At 44.4% G+C, this 12569-nt stretch carries 2 protein-coding genes, 2 rRNA genes and 3 pseudogenes; 2 read left to right on the forward strand and 5 right to left on the reverse strand.

Annotation, left to right across the window (positions count from 1 at the left end; genetic code table 11):
- Positions 1 to 376: pseudogene (locus tag DYY66_RS08280) on the reverse strand (hypothetical protein); the annotation flags it as partial.
- 1257 nt (positions 377 to 1633) lie between these two features.
- On the opposite strand from DYY66_RS08280, the gene DYY66_RS08295 reads away from it, so the two are divergent.
- The gene (locus DYY66_RS08295) at positions 1634 to 1966 is read left to right on the forward strand and encodes a winged helix-turn-helix domain-containing protein (RefSeq protein WP_166288061.1); all 333 of its coding nucleotides are present in this window, start codon (positions 1634 to 1636) and stop codon (positions 1964 to 1966) included.
- Between the two features lie 1326 nt (positions 1967 to 3292).
- On the opposite strand, the gene DYY66_RS16355 is transcribed toward DYY66_RS08295, so the two are convergent.
- The 4 genes and pseudogenes from DYY66_RS16355 to DYY66_RS08315 all read right to left on the reverse strand — a co-directional run bounded on the left by DYY66_RS16355 (position 3293) and on the right by DYY66_RS08315 (position 11903).
- Positions 3293 to 4072 (reverse strand): post-COAP-1 domain-containing protein, encoded by a 780-nt coding sequence (locus tag DYY66_RS16355; RefSeq protein ID WP_394352617.1) that lies wholly within the window; start codon positions 4070 to 4072, stop codon positions 3293 to 3295.
- Between the two features lie 1689 nt (positions 4073 to 5761).
- Positions 5762 to 6846: pseudogene (locus DYY66_RS08305) on the reverse strand (Ig-like domain repeat protein); the annotation flags it as partial.
- A gap of 405 nt (positions 6847 to 7251) precedes the next feature.
- Positions 7252 to 10280, reverse strand: a 23S ribosomal RNA gene (locus tag DYY66_RS08310).
- A gap of 153 nt (positions 10281 to 10433) precedes the next feature.
- Positions 10434 to 11903 (reverse strand): 16S ribosomal RNA (locus DYY66_RS08315).
- Together the 16S and 23S rRNA genes form the textbook arrangement of a ribosomal RNA operon.
- Before the next feature lie 307 nt (positions 11904 to 12210).
- Between DYY66_RS08315 and DYY66_RS16360 the strand changes: the two are divergent.
- Positions 12211 to 12543: pseudogene (locus DYY66_RS16360) on the forward strand (aminotransferase class III-fold pyridoxal phosphate-dependent enzyme); the annotation flags it as partial.
- Positions 12544 to 12569: the final 26 nt, after the last annotated feature.

Genomic DNA, 12569 nt, shown 5'->3' on the forward strand with positions numbered 1-12569 from the left:
TGTATGAGCCAGTTGATGAACTGCCAGTACCAACATAGATGGAAAGAGACTTGGTCTGTCCAAGATTTGTCACCGATATGCTCCAGTTTCCTATCTCATATGGCTGCACAGGAGAAAAGAACATGACATACGAGCCATCAGACTGGACGGTAGTAGCAGTAGAGTATGTTTTCCCAGTAGGACTGGTAAGGACTCCAGTAATGGAGGTGCCTACCGGACCTGCTCCAATCACCTGGATAAAATCACCATTGTTGTAAGATGACTTGTCAGTCTGAGCAGTAAACTGACCAGAACTTGTTGTGGTGCTGGTGCTTGTACTTGTACTTGCAGCCACAATTGTGATTGATTGCGAGCCTGTCTGTTGATCTGAAATCACTTGTANTAACATAGATAGTAAGTGTCTTGGTTTGCCCAAGGTTTGTAACCGATACGCTCCAGTTTCCTATCTCATATGGTGATGCAGGAGAAAAGAACATGACATAAGATCCATCAGACTGGATGGTAGTAGCAGTAGAGTATGTTTTACCAGTAGGGCTTGTAAGAACTCCAGTGATTGAGGTACCGGCTTTTCCTGCTCCCATCACCTGGATAAAATCACCATTGTTGTAAGATGACTTGTCAGTCTGGGCAGTAAACGAGCCAGAACCGGTTGTGGTGGTAGTACTTGTACTTGAAGCAACGATTGAAATTGATTGCGAGCCTGTCTGTTGATCTGAAATCACTTGTACTTGATATGTTCCAACAGGTAATGCAGTAGAGAGCTGCATTTGGTATGACACTTTGCCAGATGAATCAGACCATGTTGTTTTGTGCAATACAACAAATCCAGTACTGTCAAGTAATTGTATCTGGACTGTTTTTTGCGGATTTGCACCAACTGCAGTAATTTGTATCGCATCTGTTTNGGTTCCAACAGGTAGTGCAGTAGAGAGCTGCCATTTGATATAGCACTTTTCCAGATGAATCAGACCATGATGTTTTGTGTAATACAACAAATCCAGTATTGTCAAGTAATTCTATCTGGACTGTTTTTTGTGGATTTGCACCAACTGCAGTAATTTGTATCGCATCAGTTTGTAGATAACTTGACTTGTCTAAAACAACTGCAAGAGAGGTGGTGGGGGTATATGATACAGGTTGCGCTACAGCAGTAGTTTTTGATTCAAGATCAGTTAACTTGCCATTCATGTCTGCAACATTACTCTTTAGCGTATCAAGTGTGGCCAATGTATTGCTCATCGAACCAACCTGTGTGTTTATCGAATCAACTTGTGATTTTAATGAATCAAGTTCTGCAGTATAGTCCGGTATCTTGAGTTGTTGCTCCGGTTTTGCTTGAATCTGTGTGTTTATTGTCAATATACCGTACACTGCTCCTGATGTTACAAGCAGAGTCAATATGCCAAGTGTTATAACTGCATAATCCCTTATCACGGGCGTTATTTAGTCTCCGAAATATATAGGGCATACTACTCTATCCTCAGATTCAAAGTAGCATAATAATTATTGATACAAGTTTACTCGAGTAAAAATTTGTGCATGTTATTAAATTTGGCTTAGAAATAACAAGTTCTAGTGTACGGTAAAATTTTTCGATCACAGATATAACAAGATTACAACAAAGCAAGTTTTGATGGCATCATCAGATACACAAGAGGGCAACAAGCCTATCAATACGCCATTTGCAAGACAGTATAGGTCCGCATTAGGCATAACTTGGGATATTTTACAAGCATGTATAGATGCAGGGGTCAAGGGCATACCAGTGTTCAGGATATCTCAAAAGGCAAACATATCACATGGTGTAGTTGTAGAGAATTGCCAGAGACTAACGGATGTAGGAATGATAGAGACCAACAAGATAAACAGAAAGTACATCTTTAGAATCACCGAAAAAGGAATAAAATTCTTTCACGAGCTTCAAAAATTTCAAGACCTGGCAAGAGAGATAAATATCAGATATTAACTTCAGGAGGCAGTCAATGTTTCAAGCCTAGGTTTGGCAAGATGTGGCTCTTCAATGTCACATTCCAGTTCTTCAAAACCCTCCCACCAGTTAACCAATTCTTTGTCAATTACAAACATTATAGTTTATAGATCTGTCGATCCATTTCTATGAAACATGAAATTTCATCCCATGTACTGTACCGTTTAGAATCAACGCAGACTTTTACATACTATCATCACAGAAAAATCATGAAATGGTTTCATACCAATGGTTTNTTATCCCATGTACTGTACCGTCAAGAATCAACAGGAATTTTTACATACAATTATCACAGGAAAATCATGGAATGGTTTCATACCAATAGTTTAAGTGTACCGGAACACNAAAGAGACGGCGCAATTGATAACAGCAAGTTTTTGGATCTGCTCTTAAGTATACACAAGAGATCAAGGAATCGTTGACAAGACCGGTTTTGTCCTAGTGAGGTATTGCGCGTGCATCAAGTATCTCAAGACATCGTCGACATAATTGACTTTTGAACAAGTTATTGGTATCGGTAATTTTTATGCACCTCATGTCATCTGCAGTAAACGTATGAAGATGACAAAGCGNGCAACTGACAATAGCAAGTTTTTGGACATGCTCTTGAGTACACACAAGAGATCAAGGAATCGTTGACAAGACCGGTTTTGTCCTAGTGAGGTATTGCGCGTGCATCAAGTATCTCAAGACATCTACGACACAGCTGACTCTTGAACAAGTTATTTGTACCGGTAATTTTTATGCATCTCATGTCATCTGCAGTAAACGTATGAAGATGACAAAGCGATCGTGTGGTATTAGGCAACATAAAATGACTTTTTCCAGTCAGATGCCTGCTCCTTCCATAATATGTCCAGCCAGAATCTGAATCCATAGGTATCAAAGTACCATCTGAATAAAATATTTTGCGCAGAAATTATTTGTAAACAGTTTACACTAGAACAGAAAATACAAAAAAACTTTTTCACTTTCCATGTAAGACAGGNGTTTGTAAACAGTTTATACTAGCAATAAAAAATGTAAAAATAAATCTAGTTTATCTTCTGGATTCCATGCCAGGCTTTTGGTCCTGACCTTACATGAAAGTTCAGACAACACTTGCATTCATTTTGGATGCAGTCTTTTTCATAAAAATGACCACAGATTCCACAGTCACAATGTCTCTGTACTTTTTCTACCGTACTCATTTTTCTTCTATATCATAGGGTAAAGCGATCTAAAAAACTATTGCATATAGTCTACATAAGATATAAAACAATGCCAAATTGTAGAATCAAAAATATGATTTTTTACTTTTTATTATTAATGAGAAATACCGCTGTCTGACTTGTCGTCCTTGTCTGCAAACTTGTGTATCTCAATGTGTCCGTGAACAACGCCAGAGTTCTGGTATATCACAGCACCACTGCTGTCAGTTATTATAATTGAGAATGTGTCATGGTCGCCTGATCTGTCAGAGTCATACACCTGAACAAAAAAGCTGTACATGGTCTTGTCCTTGTCGTGTATCTGTCCCTGTCCAATAAACGCGGCATGTTTAGATGAGTCATAGACAGAAAGTGAAGTTATCTTTTTGCCGTCAAGATCAATTTTCTTGGACTTGTCGTGGTATTCAAGATGTCCTGTAATTGATTTTTTATGGTCATCGTCTGATTTTACCTCAAAGCCAAAGTTCTGGTCCTGTCCAATGTGTCCACCGCCAGTTACTCTTCCTTGAGTTGATGCAAATATTGTGAAATGAGTTATTCCAGTTGATGTCTTGTGTCCTACAGAATCAGTTGCAGTTGCATTTGCAGTATGCATTCCAGTTGATAATGTTACAGATACAGTCCAAGTTCCAGAAGAGTAAACTGCAGGTTGTGGAGAACTGCCATCAACTGATACCATAATAGATGATACTGATGTATCATCAGATGCAGTTCCGTTAATTGATGAAATGTGATCCAGTACAGAGCCATCAGTTGGCTGCGTTATTGAGATTGTAGGTGGTGCCGTATCGACAACAAAACACGATGTTGCTCCAGCATTAGAGGACTGGCCTGCAGGACATTGGGTTTGTTGTATAGCACCGCTTGAGCTCACATAAAATCCTGAATCAGCTAAAAGACATGATGATTGATCTGGCAATGGTTGGTACGAGCCAGGTAAACAAAGTGTAGATGATGTTGATCCTGTTGCATTGACAAATGAACCAGCTGGTGCGGGAGTACACAATGATTGACCTACAGAATCAGTAAAGGTTCCAACTGNTGACTGGCCTGCAGGGCATTGTGTTTGTTGTGTGGCACCGCTTGAGCCCACATAGAATCCCGGATCAGCTAAAAGACACGATATTTGACCTATCAGTGGTTGGTATGAGCCAGATAAACAAAGTGTAGATGATGTTGATCCTGCTGCATTGACAAATGAACCAGCTGGTGCTGGAGTGCACAATGATTGACCTACAGAATCAGTAAAGGTTCCAACTGGACAGAGATTTGCGGATGTAGCTCCAGTCGTACCAACAAATGAACCAACTGGTGCTGGAGTGCATGATGTAGCTCCAGTGTTTGATTGATACGTGCCTACAGGACATTGAGTTTCAGATGCAGAGCCAGTTCCACTTACAAAGTTTCCAGGATCAGTAGGATTACATGATGTAGAGCCTGTGTTTGGCTGGAATGAGCCTGCAGGGCATTGTAAAGATGATGTAGAACCAGATGATGGTACATAAGAACCGGCAGGTGCAGACGTGCACTGGATCTGGCCTGGCAAATCAGTAAATGTTCCAACAGAGCATAATGTTGCTGATGTTTCACCAGGACTTGGTGCAAATGAGCCAGGAGTAGCTGGCAAACAAACCGCTTGACCTAACAGGTCATTGAATGTTCCTGGCAGACAAAGAGTAGATGAGGNGGATGTAGCTCCAGTCGTACCAACAAATGAACCAACTGGTGCTGGAGTGCATGATGTAGCTCCAGTGTTTGATTGATACGTGCCTACAGGACATTGAGTTTCAGATGCAGAGCCAGTTCCACTTACAAAGTTTCCAGGATCAGTAGGATTACATGATGTAGAGCCTGTGTTTGGCTGGAATGAGCCTGCAGGGCATTGTAAAGATGATGTAGAACCAGATGATGGTACATAAGAACCGGCAGGTGCAGACGTGCACTGGATCTGGCCTGGCAAATCAGTAAATGTTCCAACAGAGCATAATGTTGCTGATGTTTCACCAGGACTTGGTGCAAATGAGCCAGGAGGAGATGACAAACAAACCGCTTGACCTAATAGGTCATTGAATGTTCCTGGCAGACAAAGAGTAGATGAAGTTGCTCCAGTGCTATTTACAAATGAACCAGTTGGTGCAGGGATACACAATGATTGTCCAACAAGTGGCTGATATTGTCCAATAGGACAGAGATTGGATGATGTAGCACCAGTAGTATCAACAAACGAGCCAGACGGAGCTGGAATACATGATGTCGAATTATGGTTTGGTTGGAATGAGCCGACAGAACATTGTATCTCAGATATAGAACCAATTCCACTTACATAATTTCCAGGATCAGAAGGATTGCATGATATTGAACCAGAGTTTGGTTGAAATGAACCTGTGGTGCATTGCAGAGATGACGTAGCACCAGATGATGGTATGTAGGATCCTGCAGGTGCTGGAGTACATTGTGTCTGGCCGGCTAAACTAGTAAACGTACCAGCAGGACATAATGTTGCAGAAGTAGCACCAGGCAACGGAACATACGAACCAGGAGGAGCTGGAATACATGAATTAGNAGACAGAGATTGGATGATGTGGCACCAGTGGTATCAACAAATGATCCTGCAGGTGCTGGAGTGCATTGTGTCTGACCGGCTAAACTAGTAAACGTACCAACAGAACATAATGTTGCAGAAGTAGCACCAGGCAATGGAACATACGAACCAGGAGGAGCTGGAATACATGAATTAGATGAAAGGAACGAGCCTGCAGGACAAATTAACGGGTTTACTGTTTGTGAAAGCGTACCAGTACTTGAAACAAAGTTTGTAGTTCCAGAATATGATGCTGTTATGGTATAATGTCCTACTACAAGACTTGATGTGCTTGCTGATGCAGTTCCACCAGATACAGTGACAGAAGAGCCAAGGTTTGTGCCATTTGCTTGAAATTGCACAGAGCCTCCGTCAGGTACTGGAGATACTGTTGCTGTAAATGTAACTGACTGGCCAAAAGTTGATGGGTTTTGTGATGATGAGACAGTAGTTGTCGTTGGCTGGTTACATTGGTTTATCAGGTTACCACCTTGTCCAATTATTGTCCCAGTTATCACACCAGGGCAGATGTTGTTTATGACACCATTTGCTTGGTTTTCAAGATCAGAGCCTGCGTTTAAGACTCCGCGGTTATTGATGGTTGAAAAATAATTTGTAAATTTTCCATTGTTGTTAATTGTCGCTCCAACATTGTTGTTGATTGTACCTGCACCATTTTGTAGAAAAGGTGCATTGTTGTTTAGTATGCCGTTGTTGTTGAGTACTCCTCCGTTTGTTACTGCAAGACCTCCTTGGTTTACAAGGTTGATTGTTCCATTGTTTGTAATTGTGTCAAAATCAAAGAAAAATCCATGGTTAGATGATATCGTTAATGTGTTTCCTGACGGTATAAACAATTCAAGTACATGCGGTCCTCCATTAGTTCCAAAATTAACAACGCCAGCCAATGTGCACGTATTTGTTGTTGCATCCCAGCTACCTGGATATAGAATACCTCCACATGTTGATTGGTCTAATGTAAAAACTGTTGTCGCATGTGCGTCTTGAGGCAAAAATGATAGAGCAAATACAAGTATTACAAATATTGGAAATAGTATTTTTTTCATTTAATCTAATCATGGTTACAGATTATTGTTCTATAAAAGAATGATCAACATAGACTCTGTTGGCATCTTTCAAATTCAATTTCAAAAATAGTCTACACTAGATACGAATTTCAAATGATGTGTAAAATTAAAANGCAAGACAGGTTTTGGCCCAGACCTTACATGGAAATTAAGACAGCACTTGCATTCCTTTTGGATACATTCCTGTTCCGTATAATGCCCACATATGCCACAGTCACAGTGCATGTGGATCTTTTCTACGCTACTCAATTTCTTACTAAAACAGCACGTACCAAGATAAAAATGATCGCTCTATAGTTTACACTAGGTACGAATTTCAAATGATGTGTAAAATTAAAAGATATGACGTATGATTTTGTCGTGTATAGTCTCTATGTATTATGACTGACTGATGTATTGGGTTGTTAGTAACAGCCAGCTCGCCCCTCGGCGAACCTTGGGGCATACACTGCTGTTCTATCAAAGCAGTCTTCTGCTGCCACCCTTCGTCTTACGACCGGATACCTTTTCTCAGGATAGGTTTCCTCCTTAGATGCTTTCAGGAGTTAGCCTAAATGGCTTAGCTGCACGGCCTGCCTTATCAGACAACCGTTAAACCAGAGGCCACGCTGCTCTGTTCCTCTCGTACTCGGAGCAACTTCCCCTCAAGTATCCACGCTTCCATCAGGCAGAGTCCGACCTGTCTCACGACGGTCTAAACCCAGCTCATGTTCCCCTTTAATAGGCGAGCAGCCTCACCCTTGGCCCCTGCTGCAGGGCCAGGATGGGAAAAGCCGACATCGAGGTACCAAACCGCGGGGTCGATAGGAGCTCTCGCCCGCGACGAGCCTGTTATCCCTGGGGTAATTTTTCTGTCACCACGAGCCCCCAATAGTGGGGACGTCATGGATCGCTAGGCCCGAATTTCTTCTCTGAATCCCGTGCGTTTGGAGATCCAGTCAGTCCAGTTTGTGGCCTTGCCCTCTTCAACGGATTTCTGACCCGTTTGAACTGAACTTTGGGCCCCTTCGATATCTTTTCGAAGGGGTGCCGCCCCAGCCGAACTGCCCACCTGCACCTGTCCCCCAAATCAATGGGGTAAGCAGTACGAAGGAAAATGACTGGTGTTACACTTTTGCTTCCAATGCCCCCGAAAAGGCATTAGCATGGCTACCAGTTACTCTATGCAATTTCCACCATACCGCAAGCACAAGCTGCAGTAAAACTCCACGGGGTCTTCTCTCCCCGATGGAAGATGCTGGACTGTTCGTCCAGCTTATGTGGCTTCACCGGGTTGTAGGCGGGGACAGCGGGGTCGCGATAGACGAAGTCGCCGCGCATCACCCGATAAACCAGCACGGCGAGTTTGCGGGCGGTGGCGGTGATGGCCNTGGCTACCTTAAGAGAGTCAGAGTTACTCCCGGCGTTTACAGGCCCTTAGCTCAGTTGAACCCAAGTTTTAGGTACCTGCACTGGCCAGGATTCAGTGACTATACGCATCCTTTCGGACTAGCAGTCACCTGTGTTTTTATTAAACAGTCGGGACCCCCTTGTCACTGCGACCTGCGACGGCAATTCTACATTACCGCTGCAGGCATCCCTTATACCAAAGGTACAGGACTATTTTGCCGAGTTCCCTCGCCTACGGTATACCCGATACATCTTAGACTTCTCATCCAGCGCACCTGTGTCGGATCTCGGTACGATCATTATAAGACGCTCACTACGCAATTTTTCATGGTCTCTTGGACTCGAGCAAACTCAGCTAACGCCAAGCCATTTGCATCTCGAATTGGTTCTCGTCATTGCGACACTCCCCAACTCTTGAATACTTAGACAGAACGATGGTTCTGCAAGCCCTATCCGAAAGCGTATGCTAGATTATAACGCACCTATAAGGTACTTGAATATTAACAAGTTTCCCGTTCGATCAACTCTGTTGAGGTTGATCTTAGGATCGACTAACTCCCGGCTGACGACGCATTGCCGGGAAACCCTTACGCTTACGATGGTGGAGATTCTCACTCCACTATGCTGTTACTGCCGCCAGGATCTGCAATAGGAATCGGTCCACAGGACCTCACGACCCTGCTTCGACCCAATCCCTACGCCTAACTACCATGTGTTATCATAAGATAACAATCTGAAGTATCGGTGCTTTGCTTTAGCCCCGTCCATTTTTGGGGCATCCAAGCTCGGCAGGTAAGCTGTTACGCACTTTTTAAAGGATAGCTGCTTCTGAGCTTACCTCCCTGCTGTCTTGGCTTAAATACGCCCTTCAGTTTGACACTTAGCAAAAACTTGGGGACCTTAACTTCAGTCTGGGTTGTCCCCCTCTTGATTACGAGCCTTACGCCACGTAAATCCGTCTCTTTACTTCTACGACGCGCATCCCTTCGGAGTTTGAATGGGCAGCGAAAGATTTCTCTCCCGACATGCCCTATCGGTGCTCTACAGGACACGCTGTCTCCATAAAGGCTGTACTGCGATACACTTCGTTAGGAACTAGCGATCACCAGACTAGATTGGTTTTTGACCCCTATCCCCAAATCAGACAAACAAATTGCACGTTAGAACTGCTTCAGACCTCCATCAGGCTTTCGCCCAACTTCGTCTTGTTCAGGGATAGATCGTCTGGTTTCTAGCCTTGCCGCTATGACTCTACGCACTTTCACACGCTTCCCCTCGTTATTCACTGCGGGAACTTGGTTTCCCTTCGCCTCCATCTTTAAAGATTTAGGCTCGCCATAACAGTAAGCTCCCTGGCCCGTGTTTCTAGACGGAACGCATGACACTGGAGCTATGAACGCCAGACCTTCAGCTCTATTGCTAGAACCTCCAATCTGACAAAAACCCCTTTCATGCCATGCACGTCTGTAACCAATAGATTTCAGGCACTTTTCACCCCCCTTCCGGGGTACTTTTCAGCTTTCCCTCGCGGTACTACTCCGCTATCGGTCTTGAGAAATATTTAGCCTTAGATGCTACTTTCACCTATATTCATTGCCCACTACCAAGGACAACTACTCGAGTCATAGTAAGATCCTCTCTTCCTTCGCTCACGGGGGTATCACCTTCTTTGCCAGGCCTTTCCAGGCCACTTAAGCTCTGATTTGAGGATCGTAATACCATAACAACACCACATCTCTACCATGTTACCATGGCAGATTCAGTTTGGGCTATTTCCTTTTCGCTCGCCGCTACTTGGGAAATCTCTGTTGATTTCTTTTCCACGTGGTACTCAGATGCTTCACTTCCCACGGTTCGATCTCAACTACCATTGTAATTGAGTATGCTTAACGCATCGGATTCCTATTCGGACATCTCAGGATCATAGGTCGCCTGCACCTACCCTGAGCTTATCGCAGCTTGCCACGTCCTTCATCTCTTCTCAAGCCAAGCCATCCCTCTATTGGCGTCGGCACATCAGCATATTCAGTCATAATATTACACGACTATACACGACGATCATCGCTAGCCCCTGGTTAAGAGTGCCAGCTACGTCCTTCACTAAACAATTTCTTGTCTAGTTGCATCTTTTTTTGTTGAAGAAAGTGTGGGCAACCCACACAACCCAATTATGTTTAAGGAGGTGATCCGACCGCAGGTTCCCCTACGGTCACCTTGTTACGACTTCTCCCTTGTTGCTAAACTCGTGTTCGATGACGTCAATTAGGCGTCACCTCGCACAAACCCAACTTCAATGAAGCGACGGGCGGTGTGTGCAAGGAGCAGGGACGTATTCACTGCGCGGTTATGACGCGCGGTTACTAGGGATTCCATATTCATGAGGGCGAGTTGCAGCCCTCAATCATAACTGAGATAGAGTTTAAGGATTGCCTCCCTCTTTCGAGTTCGGAACCCGTTGTCTCTATCATTGCAGCCCGCGTGTAGCCCCAGGGTTTCGGGGCATACTGACCTGCCGTGGCCCCCTCCTTCCTCCACTTCAGCAGTGGCGGTCCCCTTAGTTAGCCCAGCTACTCCTGAGAGTAACTGCAGCAACTAAGGGCAGGGATCTCGCTCGTTACCTGACTTAACAGGACACCTCACGGCACGAGCTGGCGACGGCCATGCACCTCCTCTCAGCTTGTCTGGTAAAGTCTTCAGCTTGACCTTCATTCTGCTGTCTCCCCGGGTAAGATTCCTGGCGTTGACTCCAATTGAACCGCAGGCTTCACCCCTTGTGGTGCTCCCCCGCCAATTCCTTTAAGTTTCAGACTTGCGTCCGTACTTCCCAGGCGGCAAACTTAACGGCTTCCCTGCGGCACTGCATTGGCCATAAGCCAATGCATCACCGAGTTTGCATCGTTTACAGCTGGGACTACCCGGGTATCTAATCCGGTTTGCTCCCCCAGCTTTCATCCCTCACCGTCGAACGTGTTCTGGCAGACCGCCTTCGCCACTGGTGGTCCTCAATGGATCAGAGGATTTTACCCCTACCCACTGAATACCGTCTGCCTCTCCCACTCCCTAGCTTTGTAGTATCTCCAGCGGCCCATCTGTTGAGCAGGTGGATTTAACCGAAGACTTGCAAAGCCGGCTACGGATGCTTTAGGCCCAATAAACGTCCTGACCACTCGAGGTGCTGGTATTACCGCGGCGGCTGACACCAGACTTGCCCACCCCTTATTCACCTGTGCTTTTAGGACAAGCAAAAGACTCCTTTATCAGGAATCACTCGGACTGACCCAGTCGTGCTTTCGCACATTGCTAAGGTTTCTCGCCTGCTGCGCCCCATAGGGCCTGGGTCCGTGTCTCAGTACCCATCTCCGGGCTTCTCCTCTCAGAGCCCGTACCTGTAATCGCCTTGGTGGGCCATTACCTCACCAACAAGCTGATAGGCCGCAGTCCCATCCCATGGCAGTAAACTGTTTGGACCATAAGCCATTCCAGGCACTATGATCTATCGTGGTTTATTCTCAGTTTCCCGAGGTTATCCACGTCCACGAGTTAGGTTGACTACGTGTTACTGAGCCGTCCGCCTTGTATTGCTACAATGACTCGCATGGCTTAGTACCAATCCGATAGCAGTCAGGTCCGGCAGGATCAACCGGATTCGTTTTGTTCGTACATATTTCAGTACGCGTCGAAGTAAGACGTAATTTTTTATTGGAAATTGGTGGATTGCACACACTTTCTTCAAACTTCGGATAAGATCTTTTGATCAAACCCACATGTTGTATGCGTAACTGGAGGCCTGTGAATCACAAACTGGTACACTACCAAACATCATCACAAGCGCCGCCTTGCTGTTACGTATGCAAAAATGGGATCAAATAGAAATAATATAAACCATACACAAATCTTGCTTTTTTTACAATTTTTTCCGATCACTAATATTAAACAGATTAGTACGTCATTTGGTTGTCTTCTGCTTTAGATTTGTACAAAAAGCACACAAAAAAGTCTGCCAAGATCTTTGATAGATCAAAAAAACTCCACATCAACGGAGTATCACATAACATAAGATTTTTCGAGCCTTATCCATTTGTCACAAAAGCTGCAAGAGGCAAGAGCCTCATAGATGTAGACGGCAACAAGTATACCGATTATTGGATGGGTCACTGGAGTCTGATTTTAGGCCATGCCGCCCCAAAGGTTGCTGAAAAGGTCAAAAAACAGATAAGCAATTGTTGGATGCACGGGACCGTAAATGAGAATACTATAGAATTCTCTGAGGTGATACAGAGTGCAGTTCCAGTTGCAGAAAAAATTCGTTATGT

This window comes from Candidatus Nitrosotalea sp. FS, assembly GCF_011319475.1.
Classification (GTDB): domain Archaea; phylum Thermoproteota; class Nitrososphaeria; order Nitrososphaerales; family Nitrosopumilaceae; genus Nitrosotalea.

Excerpts from the sequence above, each read along its gene's own strand:
- DYY66_RS08295 (WP_166288061.1), top strand. The coding sequence starts at position 1,634 with ATGGCATCATCAGATACACAAGAGGGCAACAAGCCTATCAATACGCCA.